The organism is Rhodococcus sp. (in: high G+C Gram-positive bacteria) (assembly GCF_049299235.1).
GTDB lineage: Bacteria > Actinomycetota > Actinomycetes > Mycobacteriales > Mycobacteriaceae > Rhodococcus.
Genome location: NZ_JBAQXC010000268.1, coordinates 1 through 18,388, shown reverse-complemented (window position 1 = coordinate 18,388; position 18,388 = coordinate 1). Strand labels below are relative to the sequence as shown.

18 protein-coding genes are annotated in these 18,388 nt (G+C 66.7%); 14 read left to right on the top strand and 4 right to left on the bottom strand.

Translation table 11 applies throughout. From position 1 onward, the window contains the following. Positions 1-762 carry an enoyl-CoA hydratase family protein gene (echA20, locus tag WAX14_RS15720; protein WP_422628983.1) on the bottom strand — a complete coding sequence of 254 codons (762 nt, stop codon included), beginning with the start codon at positions 760-762 and terminating at the stop codon, positions 1-3. Positions 763-864: 102 nt separating this feature from the next. After that, positions 865-2,547 carry a class I adenylate-forming enzyme family protein gene (locus WAX14_RS15715; RefSeq protein ID WP_422628982.1) on the bottom strand — a complete coding sequence of 561 codons (1,683 nt, stop codon included), beginning with the start codon at positions 2,545-2,547 and terminating at the stop codon, positions 865-867. A gap of 185 nt (positions 2,548-2,732) precedes the next feature. Between WAX14_RS15715 and WAX14_RS15710 the strand changes: the two genes are divergently transcribed. From WAX14_RS15710 to WAX14_RS15685, 6 genes are all read left to right on the top strand, one after another. Next, on the top strand, positions 2,733-4,400 hold the full coding sequence (locus WAX14_RS15710) for an AMP-binding protein (RefSeq protein WP_422628981.1): 1,668 nt from the start codon (positions 2,733-2,735) through the stop codon (positions 4,398-4,400). 143 nt (positions 4,401-4,543) lie between these two features. Beyond that, the gene (locus WAX14_RS15705; protein WP_422628980.1) at positions 4,544-5,722 is read left to right on the top strand and encodes a Rieske 2Fe-2S domain-containing protein; all 1,179 of its coding nucleotides are present in this window, start codon (positions 4,544-4,546) and stop codon (positions 5,720-5,722) included. A gap of 19 nt (positions 5,723-5,741) precedes the next feature. Further along, complete coding sequence (locus WAX14_RS15700) at positions 5,742-5,957, top strand: hypothetical protein (protein WP_422628979.1); 216 nt, start codon at positions 5,742-5,744, stop codon at positions 5,955-5,957. Between the two features lie 43 nt (positions 5,958-6,000). After that, complete coding sequence (locus WAX14_RS15695) at positions 6,001-6,804, top strand: SDR family NAD(P)-dependent oxidoreductase (protein WP_422628978.1); 804 nt, start codon at positions 6,001-6,003, stop codon at positions 6,802-6,804. A gap of 223 nt (positions 6,805-7,027) precedes the next feature. After that, on the top strand, positions 7,028-7,789 hold the full coding sequence (locus WAX14_RS15690) for an SDR family NAD(P)-dependent oxidoreductase (protein ID WP_422628977.1): 762 nt from the start codon (positions 7,028-7,030) through the stop codon (positions 7,787-7,789). A 184-nt stretch (positions 7,790-7,973) separates the two neighbouring features. Beyond that, positions 7,974-8,768, top strand: a complete 795-nt coding sequence (locus WAX14_RS15685) for an SDR family NAD(P)-dependent oxidoreductase (protein WP_422628976.1) — start codon at positions 7,974-7,976, stop codon at positions 8,766-8,768. A gap of 129 nt (positions 8,769-8,897) precedes the next feature. On the opposite strand, the gene WAX14_RS15680 is transcribed toward WAX14_RS15685, so the two are convergent. Together WAX14_RS15680 and WAX14_RS15675 are read right to left on the bottom strand one after the other, a co-directional pair. Beyond that, entirely contained in the window at positions 8,898-10,010 is a 1,113-nt protein-coding gene (locus tag WAX14_RS15680) for a 12-oxophytodienoate reductase (protein ID WP_422628975.1), read from the bottom strand. Further along, the gene (locus WAX14_RS15675) at positions 10,007-10,927 is read right to left on the bottom strand and encodes an LLM class F420-dependent oxidoreductase (protein ID WP_422628974.1); all 921 of its coding nucleotides are present in this window, start codon (positions 10,925-10,927) and stop codon (positions 10,007-10,009) included. The genes WAX14_RS15680 and WAX14_RS15675 overlap by 4 nt, the downstream gene beginning before the upstream one ends. A 345-nt stretch (positions 10,928-11,272) precedes the next feature. On the opposite strand from WAX14_RS15675, the gene WAX14_RS15670 reads away from it, so the two are divergent. The 8 genes from WAX14_RS15670 (at position 11,273) to WAX14_RS15635 (ending at position 18,363) form a co-directional block, all read left to right on the top strand. Beyond that, on the top strand, positions 11,273-12,100 hold the full coding sequence (locus tag WAX14_RS15670) for an IclR family transcriptional regulator (RefSeq protein WP_422629002.1): 828 nt from the start codon (positions 11,273-11,275) through the stop codon (positions 12,098-12,100). Positions 12,101-12,164: 64 nt separating this feature from the next. Beyond that, positions 12,165-13,031, top strand: coding sequence for an alpha/beta fold hydrolase (locus tag WAX14_RS15665; RefSeq protein ID WP_422628973.1), 867 nt, complete (start codon positions 12,165-12,167; stop codon positions 13,029-13,031). 101 nt (positions 13,032-13,132) lie between these two features. Further along, the gene (locus tag WAX14_RS15660; protein ID WP_422628972.1) at positions 13,133-14,311 is read left to right on the top strand and encodes an acyl-CoA dehydrogenase family protein; all 1,179 of its coding nucleotides are present in this window, start codon (positions 13,133-13,135) and stop codon (positions 14,309-14,311) included. 35 nt (positions 14,312-14,346) lie between these two features. Further along, positions 14,347-15,276: a biphenyl-2,3-diol 1,2-dioxygenase gene (bphC, locus tag WAX14_RS15655; protein ID WP_422628971.1), complete on the top strand. Its 930-nt coding sequence runs from the start codon at positions 14,347-14,349 to the stop codon at positions 15,274-15,276. A gap of 8 nt (positions 15,277-15,284) precedes the next feature. After that, the gene (locus WAX14_RS15650) at positions 15,285-15,764 is read left to right on the top strand and encodes a nuclear transport factor 2 family protein (protein ID WP_422628970.1); all 480 of its coding nucleotides are present in this window, start codon (positions 15,285-15,287) and stop codon (positions 15,762-15,764) included. A 166-nt stretch (positions 15,765-15,930) separates the two neighbouring features. Then, a complete protein-coding gene (locus WAX14_RS15645) occupies positions 15,931-16,560 on the top strand; it encodes a TetR family transcriptional regulator (protein ID WP_422628969.1) in 630 nt (209 codons plus the stop codon). A 115-nt stretch (positions 16,561-16,675) separates the two neighbouring features. Continuing rightward, on the top strand, positions 16,676-17,452 hold the full coding sequence (locus tag WAX14_RS15640; RefSeq protein ID WP_422628968.1) for an SDR family oxidoreductase: 777 nt from the start codon (positions 16,676-16,678) through the stop codon (positions 17,450-17,452). Next, the gene (locus tag WAX14_RS15635; protein ID WP_422628967.1) at positions 17,449-18,363 is read left to right on the top strand and encodes an SDR family oxidoreductase; all 915 of its coding nucleotides are present in this window, start codon (positions 17,449-17,451) and stop codon (positions 18,361-18,363) included. The genes WAX14_RS15640 and WAX14_RS15635 overlap by 4 nt, the downstream gene beginning before the upstream one ends. Positions 18,364-18,388 lie beyond the last annotated feature (25 nt).

Genomic DNA, 18,388 nt, shown 5'->3' with positions numbered 1-18,388 from the left:
CTATTTGTTCGCGCGAGGCTTGCCGGTCGCGACGAATTCGTCGCGGTGCTCGTCGGCGACGCCGGCGAGGTTCAGTTCGAAGGTGAAGCCCTGTTCGATCCGGTAACTGGTGTGCACGTCCATCACGTCGATGCGGTTGATCGCTTCCTTGGCGCGCCGGATGACCCGAGTGTCCTTCTTGGCGATCTCGCCGGCGACCTTGCGGGCGCATTCGTCGAGTTCGGCGCGCGGGACCACGTCGTACACGGAGCCGAAGTGCTTGAGCGTCTGGGCGTCGACATTTCTGGCCGTGTAGTACAGCGTCCGCATCATGTGCTGCGGGACGAGGCGGGCGAGGTGCGTGGCCGCTCCGAGTGCGCCGCGATCCACCTCGGGCAGACCGAAGATTGCGTCGTCCGAGGCGACGATGACGTCGGCGTTGCCGACCAGGCCGACGCCGCCGCCGACGCAGAAGCCGCCCACGGCGACGACGACCGGAACTTCGCAGTCGTAGACGGCACTGAACGCCGCCGCACAGCCGCGGTTGGCATCGATGAGGGCGCCGTGGCCCTCGGTGGCCTGCATCTCCTTGATGTCGACGCCGGCATTGAAACCGCGACCCTCGGCGCGCAGGATCACCACGTGAGTCTCGGGATCCTTACCCGCGGCGAGGATGGCGTCGGCCAACTCGAACCAGCCCGCGGACGGGATGGCGTTCACGGGCGGGTAGTCGACGGTGACCGTGGTGATCCCCGCGCCGTCGGAGGTGGAGGTGATGCCCATGGCATGTTCCTTACTTCGGTACCAAACCAAGCGATTGCTTGGTAAACTAGCACACGCCTGCTTCAGGGCACAGGACCGCACATGGCGGTGGTCGATCCAGGCTCAGCCCGCGAAGTAGCCGCCGTCGAGCGGGTCGCGCCGGATAATTTTTCCGGTGGTATTGCGTGGCAACAGATCTCGCGTCAGCCGCCATCGGGTGGGGACCTTGAAGTACGCAAGCCGATCGGCGAGATACGCCGTGAACTCTTCCTTCGTCGCCACGGTACCGGGCGCGAGAACGACGTCCGCGCACACTTCCTCGCCCCACTGCGGATGCGGTGCGCCGCCGACCAGGCATTCACGCACGGCACGATGTCCGTCGAGCGCGCGCTCGACCTCGGACGGGTAGATGTCCTCGCCGTTCTGCTGGATCAGATCGGCGCGCCGGCCGAGCAGGCGCAGCCTGCCGTTCTCGATCACCCCGAAGTCGCCGGTCCGCAGCCACCGATCCGGGGTGATCGCCGCCGCAGTCGCGACCGGATCGTCCCAATAGCCGAGCATCACGAACGGGCTGCGCACGCACACCTCACCGGCCTGACCGTCGGGCAGCCAACCACCGTGTTCGTCCCGGATCTCCATGCTGACCGTGATGATCGGCGGGCCCACCGTGCCGGGATACTCCTCCAGTTCCCTGGTGGTCGCCACCGCAATCGAGGTACTGCACTCGGTCATGCTGTAGCTGTCGATGACGGTGTGCCTGCCGAACGGCAACTTCTCGCGCAGACGCTGCTTGAACTCGGGGGAGGACGGCTCCGACGACAGGGTGAACCGGATGAGCGACGACAGATCGTACCGATCGAGATCCTCGATCTCGAGCATCCGCGCAGCCATCGACGGAACCGCATTCCAATGGGTGATCTGTTCGACCTCGATGAGTTCGAGTACGCGGCGCACGCCGAACCATCCCTGGTTCATCACGACGGTGCTGCCGGTGGCGAGGCGGGGAACGATGGTGTTGTGAAGACTCGTGATGTGGCACAGGGGCGAGGTCAACAGAAACCGCGCCTCCCACGGAACGTCACGGTCGTAGACCTCGCCGCTCCACGTCGCGCAGATCGCGTCGGAGAATCGGTGATAGTCGGTGACCGCGAGAAGATTTCGCTGCGAATGCAACGCGCCTTTCGGCTCGCCGCTCGTACCCGACGTGTAGAGCAGGACGGCCGGATCGTCCTCGTCGACCCGCGGCGCCGGTGGTCGCGCACCGGCGAACTCGGCGATCAGCCGGGGCAGATCCTCCTCGAGAGTCAGCACGACCGTGTCGTGCAGGCCGAGACCGGAGATCGCCTCGGCGCGCTGATCATCCACGAACAGTACCCGGGGCGCGGAACTGCGGATCCCGAACTCCAATTCGGGCTGCGCCCACCACGCGTTCAATCCCACCGTGATCGCGCCGAGGGCCTGTGTCGACCAGAACGCGGTCACCCACTCGGGCCGGTTCGCCGACAGGATCGCCACGCGGTCACCGGTGCCGACACCGTGCAGCTGCTGCAATGCCGCCGCGAGCGCATACGCCTCCCGTGCGTGCTCGGCGAACGAGATCCGCCGCGTCGCGGTGACGAGATACTCTCGGTCACCCCACTCGTGCGAGCGCGCAAGCAGGTCCGCGACCGCCCGATCGCGGTTGCGCATCACCGGCATCGCCGCCCCGAGCACCTCGTCCATCACGATCTCGAACTCGCCGCCGCGGGCGGTCAGACGCGAGATGAGTTGGTCGAGATAGGGGTGGGGGTCGGGTGGCACGATCATGCGGACCTCCCTCCTTCGCCGGATTTCGTGCCGGAAGACTCTCACGCCGTCTACCGCGGCATTCGAGAGTACCGGTGAGTGAGACCTGCGGCGATGGACACCTCGAGGGTTCCTAGCGTGCATGCCGGGCTCGTCGCGAACCCAACCGGTTCCCGTTCGGGCGTTCAGACGATCTGGAGGTAGCAGTGGAGACGTTCGCCGCGGTCGTGCGGGCCCGTGAGGGCGACGACAAGGTCGGAGTGCGATTCGAGGACCGGCAGTGGACCTGGGCGGAGGTGGTGCAACACGGTGCGGACCGTGCCGCGGCCCTCGTCGCGGCGGTACCCGCACCGAGCGACCGGCAGCGTCACATCGGGGTGCTGCTCGAGAACGTGCCGGACTTCGTGTTCTGGATCGGAGCAGGCGCCCTCGCCGGAGCCGTGGTCGTCGGCATCAATGCCAGCCGCAGCGGGCCGGAAATCGCCGACGACATCCGTCAGGCCGACGTCGACCTGCTCGTCACGGAATCGCGCCTCGCCCATCTCGTCGACGGCACCGGCCACGGACTGCCCGCCGACCGCATCCTCGACATCGACACGCCGGGTTACGAGGCGTTCCTCGAACCGCACCGCGGTTCGGCGCTGCCCGACACGGCCCCCGCCGCCGACGACATCGCGTTGCTTCTGTTCAGTTCCGGATCGACCGGTCGGCCGAAAGCGGTCATCGTCACCCAGGGTCGTCTCGGGCGGCTCGTCGACGTGCTCGTCGAGCGGACCCACATGCGCCGCGACTCGGTGGCGTATCTGTGCATGCCGCTGTTCCACGGCAACGCCGTGATGCTCAACCTGGGCACCGCCATGCGGGTCGGTGCGACCGTCGGCCTCATCCGCAAGTTTTCTGCGAGCCGGTTCGCCGACGACATCCACCGGTACGGTGCAACATTCGTCAATTATGTCGGCCGTGCCCTGTCCTACGTGCTGAACCGGCCCGAGGATCCACGCGACCGCACGGGCACGCTCGAGGTGGCGTTCGGCACCGAAGCATCCGAGGTGGACGTCGCGCGGTTCACCGAGCGCTTCGGCTGCACCGTCATCGAAGGCTACGGCTCGAGCGAAGGGGTCCTGCGCATCAACCGCACGTCCGACACTCCGGCCGGATCGCTCGGTGTCGCCGCCGGCGGCACCGACGCACGGATCCTCGACGAGAACACGGGGGTCGAATGTCCGCGCGCACAATTCGACGAGACGGGCCGACTGATCAACCCGGCGGCGGTCGGCCAGGTCGTCGCGCTCGGTGCGGCCGCATCGTTCGAGGGCTACTACAACAATCCCAGCGCTGTCGCGGATCGCATTCGCGGCAAGGACTTCTGGACCGGTGACCTCGGATATCGCGACGCGGACGGCTACTTCTATTTCGCGGGGCGCGCCTCGGACTGGCTGCGTGTCGACAGCGAGAACTTCGCGGCGGCACCCGTCGAGCGGATCCTCGCGCGCCTACCCGGTGTTCTGTCCGCCCCGGTGTTCGCGGTGCCCGACCCGACGACCGGCGATCAGGTGATGTGCGTCGTCGAACTGGACTTCGGTGTCGTATTCGACCCGCTCGCCTTCGGTCGCGACCTCGCCGCGCAACCGGACATGGGGGACAAATGGTGGCCGCGGTTCGTGCGGGTCACCGATCGCATTCCGCTGACCGGCAGCAACAAGATCGACAAGGCGCCGTTGCGGGCGGCCGCGTGGTACACCGACGACCCGGTCTTCGTGCGTGTCGCGCGCACCGCCGAGTACGTCCCGCTCGACGAGCCCACCCGAGCAGGCCTGGAGCGCGACTTCACCGCGAACGGTCGCGCGGCACTGCTCCCCGCGCCGGTGTCCTGATCAGGTCTCACCGAGTGGGACAAGGCGGATCCACCAGGGGCGAACTCGCCTACCGTGAGGTCCGTCGAGGAATGGCATATCGACGGAAAACTCAGTAGCACTTCCGATTCCACAGACCAGTACTGCCGAAAGGACGGCCAGCCGTGAGCTTGGAAACATCCGGTAGTTCCGACATCCGCGAGATCGTCGCCGGTACCGCTCCCACCCGCTTCGCCCGCGGCTGGCACTGCCTCGGGTTGGCAGAAACCTTCCGGGACGGGAAGCCGCACTCCGTCGAGGCGTTCGGAACCAAGCTCGTCGTCTGGGCCGACACCGCCGGCGAACTCAAGGTTCTCGACGGGTATTGCCGGCACATGGGCGGCGATCTCAGCCAGGGAACGGTCAAGGGCGACGACATCGCGTGTCCGTTCCACGACTGGCGGTGGGGCGGCAAGGGCAAGTGCACGAACATTCCCTACGCACGCCGCGTGCCGCCCCTCGCCAAGACCCGTGCCTGGCATGTGCTCGACCAGGACGGGCTGCTGTTCGTCTGGCACGACCCGCAGGGCAACCCCCCGCCGCCGGAACTCGCGATCCCGCGCATCGACGGCGCGCTGAGCGACGAGTGGAGCGACTGGGTCTGGTACACCACCGAGGTCGACACCAACTGCCGCGAGATCATCGACAATATCGTCGACATGGCGCACTTCTTCTATGTGCACTACTCGTTCCCGAACTACTTCAAGAACGTGTTCGAAGGTCACGTCGCGACGCAGGTCATGCGCGGTCAGGCCCGTGCCGACATGCGCCCGAGCAATTCGGACCAGCCGCAACTGCTCGGCAACGAGTCCACCGCGTCGTACTTCGGCCCGTCCTTCATGATCGACGACCTGACGTACCGGTACGAGGGCTACGACGTCGAGTCGGTGCTGCTCAACTGTCACTACCCGGTGTCGGCGGACAAGTTCGTGTTGATGTACGGGATGATCGTCAAGAAGTCCGATCGGCTCGAGGGGGACTCCGCCCTCGCGACCGCTCGTCAGTTCGGCGAGTTCATCGCCCGCGGTTTCGAGCAGGACGTCGAGATCTGGAAGAACAAGACCCGGATCGAAAACCCGTTGCTGTGCGAGGAAGACGGCCCGGTCTACCAGCTGCGCCGCTGGTACGAGCAGTTCTACGTCGACGCTGCCGACGTCACCACCGAGATGACGGACCGGTTCGAGTTCGAGATGGACACCACACGGCCCGTGGCGGCATGGATGAAGGAAGTCGAAGCGAACGTCGCCGCCAGGGCGGCCCGTGCGGCGAAGGCGGACACGAATGCAACCCCTGCGGTGCAGTGAATGCCAGGCACAGGTGCTGGTGCGCAAGAACAGCTGGGAGCACACCGAGGTCCAGTGGAACAGCGACGCGCGTAGTCGTTGCCGTGAGTTCGGCAACGCGTCCGAGCCGGGGCGTCGGCCGGGAGCGCCGGTTCTCACGTGCTCGGCGATGGAGGACAGCCTGACCCGCGCCGCCGCCGACGGACTGATCGAGGTCCTCGACGACGCACCCATTCCCGGGCCGATCTTCCAATAGCAGTATCCCGGTGCCGACCCGCCCCGATGACCGAAGGATTGTGATGACCGAACCCCTGCACATCGACATTGCCCGCTACGGCAAGTGGGCGGTGATCGCCGGTGGTTCGGAAGGGGTCGGTGCGGCGTTCGCCGACGAGCTCGGCCGTGCCGGATTCGATCTGCTTCTCATCGCCCGGAAGCCGGGTCCGCTCGAGGACACCGCCGTCGCGGCACGCGAACACGGCGTCGAAGTACGCACGCTCGCACTGGATCTGCTCGCCGACGATGCGGTCGAGCAGATTCGCACCGCCACCGCGGACCTCGAGGTCGGGCTGTTCATCTTCAACGCCGGGGCCAATAGCTACGGCCACGAGTTCGTCACCGGTGACCTGGGCGGCTTCCGCGGTGTCATCGACCTGAACGTGCACCGGCAGATCGAACTCGCGCACCTGTTCGGGGCGCGGATGAAGGAGATGGGCCGGGGCGGGATCATGCTGCTCGGCTCCCTCGCCGGGTACATGGGTTCGGAGCAGCAGAGCATCTACGCGGCGTCGAAGGCATTCAGCCGGGTGTTCGCGGAAAGTCTGTGGCTCGAACTGGCTCCGTGCGGCGTCGACGTGCTCGAACTGGTCCTCGGCGTCACTCGCACCCCCGCGATGGAACGCGCGGGCCTGAACTTCGACGTTCCCGGCATGCTCGTGTCCGCACCGGAGGACGTTGCCCGCGAAGGACTCGAGCATCTGGCCGACGGGCCCGTGTGGGTCGCCGGCGGCAACTACAAGGCCGCCGTCAAACGCAGCGGTTTCCCACGCGACACGATGGTTCGCGGCGCGGCCGAGGCAATGCGCGCCCTGCTCAACCGCTGACCGCGTGGTGGCCCTCGGACTCGGCGGTCGAGCAGAGGGCATCGGCCTCGCGAACAGCCATGTCCGGCCGCATCGGGTGACCGTGGCGTCCGCTGCGGTAGCGGAATTATCTCGCCTGGCGGAATTTCCTCTCGCGCACCGAAGTGTGGTCCAGAACACTTCGAAGTCGGTTCCGGCGTGACATACACGCAGTCCGCCACCAGACATCGAGAGCAGGGACACCATGGGAAAGCTTGACGGGAAGATCGCCTTGATCACCGGCGCTGGTCAGGGTATCGGTCAGGGCATCGCACACGCGCTGGCCAAGGAGGGTGCCGCGGTCGCGGTCGCCGGTCGCACCGAAGCCAAACTCGCCGCCACAGTCGAGCAGATCGAGGCATACGGCGGTAAGGCGATTCCGGTGCCGTGCGATGTGAGCAATGTCGACGACGTCCAGCGTGCGGTGGACCGAACGGCAACTCACTTCGGGGGCGTCGACATCCTCGTGAACAACGCCAACGACTGCCAGCCAGGTCCGTTGCTGTCGGTCGAGGACGAAGATTTCCAGCGCGCGTTCAGCACCGGCCCGCTGGCGATGCTGCGTTTGATGCGCGCGTGCTATCCGTCCATGAAGGAGCGCGGCGGCGGATCGATCATCAATCTCGTCTCGTCTGCGGCAGTGCGCTGGGATGCGAGCAACTACGGCGCCTACGCGGCGATCAAAGAGGGCATGCGGTCACTGACTCGCGCCGCCGCATGTGAGTGGGGTGTCGACGGAATCCGGGTGAACAACATTGCACCGCATGCATTGTCGCCCGCGCTGGAATGGTGGATCGGCGAATATCCCGAGGAGGCCGAGGCGTTCAAGGCGGGTATTCCGCTTCGCCGTATCGGAGACGCGGAGAGCGACATCGGCCGGGCCGTGGTTTTCATGGTGAGCGACGACGCCGGCTACCTCAGTGGTGCCACCATTCCGCTGGACGGTGGCCAATCGCGCTGGGGCTGACCGGGAACGTGTGCGGTAACCCCAGGACCGGTACGACGAGCCTGTTCTGTCGATGTGCCTGCTGCAGGGCTACGACCGAACCGCTGATCGGGAAAACAGCTTCTCGTAACCGATACGACCTGAGACGGTCGGGTTGTGCCGGAAGCCCGGCGTAACAGCACTACCAGATAATCCGGAGGCAATCATGGGACGGCTCGACAGCAAGGTTGCGATCATTACCGGCGCGGCGCAGGGCATGGGTGAGGCGACCGCTCGACTGTTCGTCGAGGAAGGCGCGCGGGTCGTGCTCGGTGACGTTCTGGAAGACAAGGGGCGGGCACTGGCCGACGAACTCGGCGATGCCGCGTTCTTTGCACCGCTCGATGTGACCAGTGCGGATTCATGGTCGACCGTGGCCGCGGCGACCATCGCACAGTTCGGTGGCATCGATATTCTCGTGAACAATGCGGGCGTCATGCACTGGTCGCCGATCGAGGACATCGACCTTGCCGCGACGGAACGACTGCTCGACATCAACGTTCTCGGCAACCTGTTGGGTGCCAAAACTGTTGTGCCCGAGATGAAAAGAGCCGGTCACGGTGTTATTGTCAACATCTCTTCGGTGGACGGCCTGCGCGGTGTGAACGGTCTGGCCGCCTACACCGCCAGCAAATGGGCCGTGCGTGGGTTGACGAAATCCCTCGCGTACGAGTTGGGGCCGGCGGGCATCCGAGTCTGCTCGGTGCACCCCGGTGGCGTCGACACCACCCTCGGCAACCCGACAGGCCGCGAAGGCGAGGAATTACAGAGCCAGTACGTCGGTGTGCCGCTGCAACGGATCGGTGAATCCGAGGATATCGCGCGCGTCACCCTGTTCGTCGCGAGCGACGACGCGGCCTACATGACCGGTGCCGAACTCGCCGTCGACGGCGGCTGGTCGGCGGGCACCTACTATCCGGGCTTGCCGGGTACACCGCCGGCATTGATGCCGAAGAGCTAGCGTTGTCGGAACGCTACCGAGTTCTCGACGGTGGTGATGTTCTCGACGGTGGTGATGTTCTCGACGGTGGTGATGCGAATCGTTCCCCGGCGGTCGGACGGAGACACAAGTATGCTGCCGGGGACCGATTCAGGTGAGCGTGAGTTCGTGTACGGCCCGATCGAATTCGGGTAGCGGACCGCCTGCGCGCAGGGTCCTGGCGAGGCTCGGATCGGCGAGATGCATCCGGCCGACCGCGGCGAGATCGAATTCTTCTGCCGCGAGACGACGTTCGAGTTCGGGGATGTTGTCGCGCGGCGTCGGTCCGATTCCGACGCTACCGACCGCCATCGACAGCATTCCGGTCAGCTTCTTCGCCCACCCGGCCAGCGACAGGTCGCTCCCGTCGAACGCTGCGACGTCGAATCGGCGGGTGCTCGCGTCGAACACGTCGACCCCGGCATCGGCCAGGGCACCGAGGATCGCGCCGAGTTCTTCCGGGGTCTGCGCAAGCGTCGCCTTGTAGTCCTGCTGTTTGTGTTGAGAAAACCGGAAGAAGATCGGCGCTTCCGCCCCGATCGCGGTGCGGATCGCGGCGACGACCGCGGCCGGAAAGCGGGTACGCCGATGCACGTCTCCGCCCCATTCGTCGTCCCGCTGGTTCGTGCTCGACCACAGGAACGCGTCGAGCAGATAGCCGTGGCCGCCGTGCACCGCGATCCCGTCGAACCCGACGTCGAGCGCGGCAAGCGCCGCCCGCGAGTACGCGTCGATCACGGTGGTGATGTCGTCGGAGGTCATCGCCCGGCACGGTTGCGTCGCCTGCGTGACGTACTCGCGCGAATACGTCGTGACGCCCGGCTCGCCCCACAGCCCGGACGGCCGCATCGGCGTCAGTGCGGGATCCACCGCGCCCGCCATCGCGCCCCACAGCGGACCGACATGCCACAGTTGCGGAACGATCCGGCCGCCCTCGGCGTGGACGGCGTCGATGACGCGCCGCCAGCCGTCCAGCGCGTCGTTGCCGTGCATCCGCGGGACCCGCGGATCGTCCACGGCCGTGGGATGCTCGACGGCCACGCCTTCGGTGACGATCAGCCCGGTGCCCCCGGCGGCGCGTCGCCGGTAGTACTCGACCACATCGGCTCCCGGCGCCCCGCCAGGGGAGTGCGACCGGGTCATCGGCGACATCACGATCCGATTGGGCAGTTCGAGCGAACGCACCGTCAGCGGCCGGAACAGCGGGGACTCGATATCGGTCATGCGCGGTCGGGGTTTCCCTCGACGTCGGAAGCGGTGTTCGACGAAGCAGATTCGAAGGTGGCCCCGGCCTCGCCCGCGAATTCGCGTAGCGCCGCGAGCTGATCGCAATAGTGATCGGGGCCGGTGGAGCGGAAGGTCGCGCTGACGACGGTCGCGCCGATCGCGCGGCGCCGATCGAGGGCGCGCAGGGTGGCGTCGCGGTCGCCGAGCGGGTCGAGCGGCCGGCCGGCATCGAGGACGACCTCGAATCCGTCCGGCAGGTCCGTGGCGCGCAGCATGTCGTCGATCTGTCCGGTGGCGAGGCCGAACGGCAGCCAACCGTCGCCGAGCGTGACCGCCCGCCGCAGCGATCGCGCGGTGCGACCGCCGATCCAGAACGGAACCCGCGACTGCACCGCATGTGGCCGCACCTCGACGTCTGCGTATTCGTAGAACGTCCCGTGGAACTCCGGGTGCGGGGTCGACAGTCCGGTGCGCAACGCCAGGAGCGCCTCGTCGGCGCGGGCACCGCGGTCCGTGAAGGACGCCTCGAGCAGGTTGAACTCCTCTTCGAGGCTGCCGACGCCGAACCCGAGGACGAGGCGGCCGCCGCTGATCGCGTCCAGCGTGCCGTAGCGCTTGGCGATCTCGAGGGGGTGGTGGTATCCGAGCACGAGGACACGGGTGTTGAGTCTGATCCGGCGGGTGCGTGCCGCAAGGTAGCCGAAGGTCGCGAGTGGATCCCAGTAGACGCCGCCGCGCTCGGCGGCGATCGGGGTGGGGATCGCAACATGTTCGCTGCACGTCACATGGTGATAGCCGAGCCGGTCGGCGGCTTCGGTGACGCGTGCGAGTTCGTCGATGCCGGCGTGGCGCTCCCATTCGACGCGGGCGGCCGGATGGTCGATGACCACGGGCGATGTGACACCTATGTACATGAGCTAGGACCCCTATGCCGTCGTCGGCGCAGCCGTGTCACCGGAAGCCGGTGGCTCGGGTGCGGGGCGCATGATCGTCCCTCCCGACCGTTGTACCCGGACCGAACCGGGCACGGCAGAGCGATTTCCTACTCAGTGGGATGTTGTCAATCCACCGTCGATCGGTGATACTTGAGGCATCGGTCACAAGAATGAATTTCAGTTCCGCCGGGGTAGCCCTCACTCCGCGGGGTTGGAGGAGGTAAAACGATGTTCGAATCCATTGCCGCGACAGTCGACTACAACTCCGTCTCAGGTCCGACCGGAAGCGGGTCGGCGTCCGCACAACGCGAACTGCCGGCTTCCATGGTCGAGCGCATGACCCTCATTCTCGACGCCTTCGACAGTGCCTCCTCCCGGCTGACCCTCGAAGAAGTCGCCTGCCGCACCGGTCTGCCGCGCTCCACAGCGCACCGCATCCTGGATCAGATGGTCCGCCTCGAGTGGGTCGACCACGCGTCGTTCGGATACTGTCTCGGCCGCCGCGCCACATCGTTCGGTGCCGGTGACAACGGCCACGGTCGTATCCGGGAAGCCGCGGCCTCGGTACTCCACGAACTGCACCTGCAGACCGGAATGGTCGCGCATCTCGCCGTGCTGGACCGGGGCGAGATCGTCTATCTCGACAAGATCGGTGGACCGCTCGCCGCGACCCTTCCCTCCCGCGTCGGCGGGCGTGTCTCGGCCCACGCGACCGCGTGCGGCAAGGCGATCCTCGCCGGCCTGCAACCCGAACACGTCGATGCGCTCTACACCACCGGACTCTCGCGCCGAACCGAGCACACCATCACCGACCTCGCGGTACTGCACCGCGAACTCGGTCGTATCCGGCAACGACACGGGCTGGCATTCGAATCGGGCGAGGCGACGGCAGATATGTCGTGTGTCGGCGCGCCGGTCCGCAGCGCCGCGGGGCCGGTGGCGGGCATCTCGCTGTGCGGTCCGACGCGGCCCGGTCATCTCGAACGTATCGCGCCGCTCGTCGCCGACGCGGCTCGTGACGTCTCGCGCATGCTCCATCCCGAGTTGGGCGCGCCACGTCGTGCGCAGCGTCGCAGCGCCGATGTCGTGACCTTCCCTGCGTCCGACACGGCCGAACAATTCGCCGTCGCCGGGACCGGGGCATGGTCGTGAGCGACGGTCCCGTTCACCGGGAGCCTGCGCGCACGGTACCGGACTCGCTGGGAATGTACCGACCATGACGACGGAACTGAGCTACGAGGACACCGCGAAGTCCATCACGACCGATCGTGGCGTTCTTCGATACCACGAAGCCGGTGACGGACCGCCCCTGCTGCTGCTGCACGGCTCCGGCCCCGGCGTGACCGGATGGCGCAACTATCGTGGTGTTCTCGCCGACCTGGCCCAGCACTTCCGTTGCCTCGTCCTTGAATTCCCGGGCTTCGGAGTCAGCGATCCGTGCAACGGCCACCCGATGGTGATGGCCCGCCGCGCGGTCACCGACTTCCTCGATGCGCTCGGTCTCGACCGAGTCTCGATCATCGGCAACTCGATGGGCGGTATCGTCGGAACCCAATTCGCCATCGCCGAACCCGACCGTGTGCACAAGCTCGTCACGATCGGCGGTGCGGGCCGCTCGGTCTTCGCGCCGTCGCCCGGCGAGGGTATCCGATTGCTGATGGAATTCACGGACGACCCGACACGCGAGAAGCTCGTGCGCTGGCTTCGCTCGATGGTATACAACCCGGCGGTCGTCACTGACGAATTGATCCAGGAGCGTTGGGAACTCGCCAACGAGCCCAAGACCCTGGAGATCGCCCGCCGCATGTACGGCACGGCCGCGTTCGAAGCAGGCACCCGCGCCGCCCTCGCCTCCACCGAAACCCCCCACTGGGCGCAGCTCGGCAAGATCACCGCGCCGACCCTCATCACCTGGGGCCGCGACGACCGCGTCAGCCCCGTCGACATGGCGATGCTCCCGATGCGTGAACTGCGCAACGGCGAACTGCATGTGTTCCCGAACTGCGGACACTGGACGATGATCGAGGCACGCGACGCGTGGCTCGACGCCGTCCTCGCCTTCCTCAACCGCAAGGGCGAGTGAGCGACCGCGCTCACCCTCCTTCAACCCCGCTCGGCGGGCGCGACTTCCACCGGACGTCCGCTCCGGTGACCCCGGGCACGACACCAGAAAGCCGGTAGATCATGGGACAGGTTCTCGACTCCATCACACCGTTCGCCGACGAGATTCGCGCCGACGGCGCCGAAGGCGACAAGCTCATGCGCCTGACGGATCGCAGTGCCAAGCGTCTGCGCGAATCCGGGGTCATCCGGATGCTCCAGCCCGCCGAGTTCGGTGGACTCGAAGCACATCCACGCGAATTCGCCGAAACCGCAATGGCGCTCGGCGCGATGGACGGGGCCACCGGGTGGGTTTCCGGCATCGTGGGCGTGCACCCCTGGGAGATGGCCTTCTTCGATCCGAAGGCTCAGCAGGAGGTCTGGGGCGAGAACCCCGACACCTGGATCGCGTCGCCGTACGCACCGATGGGCGTCGCCACTCCGGTCGACGGCGGGTACATCCTCAACGGCCGCTGGTCGTTCTCGTCCGGCACCGACCATTGTGACTGGGTCATGATCGGTGCCGCGGTCGGCGACAAGGACGGGAAGCGGCTGAACCCGCCGAAGGTGCTGCACGTGCTGGTGCCGCGTTCGGACTACCGCATCGACCAGGAAAGCTGGAACGTCGTCGGCCTGCGCGGTACCGGATCGAAGGATCTGATCGTCGAGAACGCTTTCCTCCCCGAGTACCGAACCGTGTCCGGCGAACGTGTCATGGCCGGTGTCGCGTGGAAGGACGCCGGACGCGACGAAACGCTCTACCGGTTCCCGTTCTCGTGCATCTTCCCGCTCGGCATCACCTCGTCCCTGATCGGGATCGCCGAGGGCGCGCTCAACTGCTACATCGAAACGCAGAAGTCGCGGGTCACGGTGTCCGGCACCGCGATCAAGCAAGACCCGTATGTGTTGTCGTCGCTCGGCGACGCGGCGGCCGAGATCGCGGCATCCCGCGCCGCGATCCTCGAGACGGTCGACCGGTTCTGGGACATGACCGAGAAGGGCCAGGAAGTCAGTTTCGAGTTGCGGGCCATCGGCCGGCGCACCCAGACTGCCGCTGCCTGGCGCGCCGTGCGCGCCGTCGACGAGATCTTCTCGCGGGCAGGTGGCGGCGCGCTGCAGCTCAGCAACCCGTTGCAGCGGTTCTGGCGCGACGCCCACGCGGGCCTGAGCCACGCCATCCACGTGCCCGGCTCGATCTTCCATGCGGCGACCCTCACCCAGCTCGGTGAGGAGCCGCAGGGCATCATGCGCTCGATGATCTGACCGCCGAATCCAACTGTCACAAAGGAACATCGAATATGACGGACATCCGGGGTCTCGGATATCTCAGGATCCAGACCACAGACATCGCACGGTGGCGTGAACTCGTCGTCGACGGACTCGGAATGGCGGTCGGCTCCGGCCCGGAAGCCGACGGACTGTATCTGCGGATCGACGAGCGGCGCGCACGGCTGATCGTGCTCCCCGGCGACACCGACACGGCACTCGCGGTCGGCTGGGAAGTCCGCGACCAGTTCGCGCTCGAACGGGTACGCGAGGCCGTGGAGAAGGCGGGAATCAGCGTCGACGTGCTGTCGGATCAGGAGTCGACCTACCGCGATGCCGAGCAGGTCATCGCGTTCGACGATCCGGGCGGAAATCGCGTCGAGGTGTTCTTCGGGCCGGTGCTCGATCACAGTCCGCTCGTGACGCCGTTCGCAAGCCGATTCCATACGGGCGAGGAAGGACTCGGCCACGTCGTGTTGCCGAGTTTCAAGTTCGATCGTGTGTACGAGTTCTACACCGACGTTCTCGGATTCCTGCCGCGTGGCGCGATGCGCGTCGGCGGTCCGTCGGCGTCGGCGCCGGCGCCTCGGGTGCGGTTCCTCGGAATCAACCGGCGTCATCACAGTCTCGCGCTGTGCCCGGCACCGCCGAGTGAGCAACCGGGCCTGGTGCATCTGATGCTCGAGGTGGACACCCTCGATGCGGTCGGGCAGGCACTGGATCGTGTGCGGGCGCAGGGATTTTCGATCTCCTCGACGCTCGGCCGGCACACGAACGACAAGATGGTCTCGTTCTACGTCCGAGCTCCCGGCGGCTGGGACATCGAATTCGGCACCGAGGGCATGCTCGTCGACGAGACGTTCTATACCGCCGAGGAGATCACCGCCGACAGCTACTGGGGTCACGACTGGTCGGGTTCCGAGCCGCTCGCCGCGTTCGCGCCGCCGAGCAACCCTTCGTAGGCGTGACGATGGCCGATCCGACCGGGATTGTGGAGCAACTTGTTCGCCGCGTCGAACTGCTCGAGGACACCCTCGCGATCCAGCAGCTCATCACCACGTACGGGCCGGCCGTGGACAGCGGATCGGCCGAGGCGGTCGGAGAGTTGTGGACCGAGGACGGTGTGTACGAGGTCGATTCGGGAGCGTACCGCGGTCGCGACGAGATTGTGGCGATGGTGCGTTCGAAGGCGCACCAGGGATACATCCACGGCGGCTGCGGCCACCTGCTGGACCCCCTGAACATCCGGATCGACGGGGACGCTGCGGTGGTCACGTGTCATTCTCAGTTGATTCTCAACACCGACAAGGGGTTCCGGGTCGCTAGGGTGACCGCGAATCGGTGGGAATTGATGCGCGTGGGCGGGCAGTGGCGAGTTCGGCTCCGTATCGCGCGGGTACTCGACGGCCGTGCCGACGCCCGCGAGTTGCTGGCCGCGGGCGTGCCCTGACTCCGGGCGCGCCGCAGTAGCAGTACTTCGGCCGGGTCGTCGAGATAGTCGAACTCGACGACCCGGCCGACTTCACGTCGCGGTGATGCGCGACGCACGGGAATCCCCGCCCCGGTCGGGTCGATGGGACAATCGGTCGCGATCGGATGCGAAAGGGGACCGACACATGCCCAGGATCGGTGTGGCGCGGGACGGTGCCGAACCGTCTTCGGTCGACCAGAAGGAACGGCACGTACGCATTCTCGACGCGGCCGCGCACCTCGCGACCGAACACGACCTCACGCACGTGCAGATGACGGAGGTCGCCAAGCGGGCCGGTGTCGCGATCGGAACGCTCTACCGGTATTTCCCCTCGAAGACACACCTGTTCGTCGGCGTGATGCTTCACCGGCTCGAACGATTCGACGGGCGTCGACCGGCGGCGGACCGCGGATCGACCGCTCAGGATGCGATCTGCGAGACGTTGATCGAGATGACTCGTGCGCTGGTTGCGCACCCACTGTTGGCGCTGGCGATGCTGCAGTCCAACAGTACGGCGTCGGCCGCTGCGGTCCCGGACGCCCTGCGGATCGAGATGCAGTTCCAGGAAATCCTGCTCGTCTCTGCGGGTATTGCCGAGCCGACCGACGCGGACCGCGACGTGCTGAGGTTGCTGTCGATGCTCTGGTACGGCGTCATCATCGCGTTCCTCAACGGCCGGTCGTCGCTGACCGGAGCCGAACGCGACATCCGGCGTAGTTGCCGACTCCTGTTGGTGAACTTGTCGCCCGGTGTGTTGTCGCCCGGTGTGTCGTAGTGGCTGCCCTGGGGGCCACAAAGGCACACCACCCTTACCAAACCAAGCGATTGCTTGGTACGTTGCTGGGTGCGCCCCGCAGAATCGGGCGCACAGAATCGGAGTGGAGGCACGGATGGATCTGGGACTCGACGGCGCAGTAGTGCTGATCACCGGAGGTGTACGAGGTGTCGGCGCAGGCATCACCCGGACGTTCCTGCGGGCGGGCGCGACGGTCGTGACATGCGCGCGCAACCAGCCCGAACACGGCATCGACGTCGACGGCCGCGCCGCCGAATTCCTCGAATGCGATGTGCGCGACCCGGAGAGGGTCCGCGAGCTCGTCGACACCATCGTCGCCCGTCACGGCAGGCTCGACGTTCTGGTCAACAATGCGGGCGGATCACCGTTCGCGCTCGCCGCCGACGCCAGCCCCAAGTTCCACGCCAAGATCGTCGAACTCAACCTGCTGTCGCCGCTGATCGTCGCGCAGGCCGCGAACGCGGTGATGCAGCAGCAGGACGGCGGCGGCTCGATCGTGAACATTTCGAGCGTGAGTGCGCATCGGCCGAGCCCCGGCACTGCGGCCTACGGGGCAGCGAAGGCGGGGCTGGACAGCCTGTCGTCGACGCTCGGTGTCGAATGGGCGCCGAAGGTCCGGGTCAACTCGGTTGTGGTGGGCATGGTTCACACCGAGCAGTCGCATCTGTTCTACGGCGACGACGACGGGATCGCCGCCGTCGGGGCGACCGTCCCGGCGGGTCGGCTGGCCACTCCCGACGACGTCGGTAATTGCGCAGCATTTCTCGCATCCCCGCTGGCGGCTTATGTCAGCGGGTCCACACTGACCGTCCACGGCGGCGGAGAAAGCCCTGCCTATCTGGCAGCGGCGCGAACGAAGGAGACCAAATGAGTGGACTGCTGGACGGTCGTGTCGTCATCGTGACGGGTGCCGGGCGCGGCCTGGGCCGGGCGCACGCGCTGGCGTTCGCCGCCGAAGGCGCCAAGGTTGTCGTCAACGACATCGGTGTCGGCGGAGACGGTTCGGCGACCGGTGAGTCGCCCGGTGAGCAGGTCGTCGAGGAGATCCGCGCGGCCGGCGGTGACGCGGTGGTCAACGGCGACGACGTCGCCGACTGGGGCGGTGCTGCGAACCTGATCCAGACCGCGCTCGACAACTTCGGGCGCCTCGATGTACTGGTCAACAATGCCGGGTTCCTTCGCGACCGGATGCTCGCGAACATGAGCGAAGAAGAATGGGATTCGGTTACCCGGGTGCACCTCAAGGGGCATTTCGCGCCGATGCGGCACGCGATGACCTACTGGCGCAACGAATCCAAGGCCGGTAATCCCGTCGACGCCCGGATCATCAACACCAGCTCCGGCGCCGGCCTGATGGGCAGCATCGGACAGGGCAACTACGCCGCGGCCAAGGCCGGCATCGCGGCCCTGACGATCCAGGCCGCCGCCGAGTTCGGTCGCTACGGCGTGACGGTCAACGCGATCGCGCCGTCCGCACGGACCCGCATGACGGTCGGTGCCGGTGGTGCGATGGCAGAGATGATGGCCGCCCCGGAGGAAGGCTTCGACGCGATGGCGCCGGAGAACGTCTCGCCGGTCGTCGTGTGGCTCGGCAGCACCGAGTCCAGCGGCGTCACCGGTCGTGTCTTCGAACTCGAAGGCGGCAAGGTGTCCCTGGCCGACGGCTGGCGGCACGGCGACGTCGTCGACAAGGGTGATCGCTGGGACCCGAAGGAACTCGGTCCGGTCGTCGAGAAGTTGCTCTCCGCAGCTCAGCCGCCGACACCGGTCTACGGCGCGTAAACCACCCGTGCGCGGTCCGGTAGCC

Bases quoted from the DNA above. Each gene is read 5' to 3' on its own strand.
- WAX14_RS15650 (WP_422628970.1), top strand. From the start codon at position 15,285: ATGGCCGATCCGACCGGGATTGTGGAGCAACTTGTTCGCCGCGTCGAA.
- bphC (WP_422628971.1), top strand. From the start codon at position 14,347: ATGACGGACATCCGGGGTCTCGGATATCTCAGGATCCAGACCACAGAC.
- WAX14_RS15675 (WP_422628974.1), bottom strand. From the start codon at position 10,927: ATGTACATAGGTGTCACATCGCCCGTGGTCATCGACCATCCGGCCGCC.
- WAX14_RS15660 (WP_422628972.1), top strand. From the start codon at position 13,133: ATGGGACAGGTTCTCGACTCCATCACACCGTTCGCCGACGAGATTCGC.
- WAX14_RS15640 (WP_422628968.1), top strand. From the start codon at position 16,676: ATGGATCTGGGACTCGACGGCGCAGTAGTGCTGATCACCGGAGGTGTA.
- WAX14_RS15680 (WP_422628975.1), bottom strand. From the start codon at position 10,010: ATGACCGATATCGAGTCCCCGCTGTTCCGGCCGCTGACGGTGCGTTCG.
- WAX14_RS15670 (WP_422629002.1), top strand. From the start codon at position 11,273: ATGGTCGAGCGCATGACCCTCATTCTCGACGCCTTCGACAGTGCCTCC.
- WAX14_RS15635 (WP_422628967.1), top strand. From the start codon at position 17,449: ATGAGTGGACTGCTGGACGGTCGTGTCGTCATCGTGACGGGTGCCGGG.
- WAX14_RS15645 (WP_422628969.1), top strand. From the start codon at position 15,931: ATGCCCAGGATCGGTGTGGCGCGGGACGGTGCCGAACCGTCTTCGGTC.
- WAX14_RS15715 (WP_422628982.1), bottom strand. From the start codon at position 2,547: ATGATCGTGCCACCCGACCCCCACCCCTATCTCGACCAACTCATCTCG.
- WAX14_RS15690 (WP_422628977.1), top strand. From the start codon at position 7,028: ATGGGAAAGCTTGACGGGAAGATCGCCTTGATCACCGGCGCTGGTCAG.
- WAX14_RS15695 (WP_422628978.1), top strand. From the start codon at position 6,001: ATGACCGAACCCCTGCACATCGACATTGCCCGCTACGGCAAGTGGGCG.
- echA20 (WP_422628983.1), bottom strand. From the start codon at position 762: ATGGGCATCACCTCCACCTCCGACGGCGCGGGGATCACCACGGTCACC.
- WAX14_RS15685 (WP_422628976.1), top strand. From the start codon at position 7,974: ATGGGACGGCTCGACAGCAAGGTTGCGATCATTACCGGCGCGGCGCAG.
- WAX14_RS15665 (WP_422628973.1), top strand. From the start codon at position 12,165: ATGACGACGGAACTGAGCTACGAGGACACCGCGAAGTCCATCACGACC.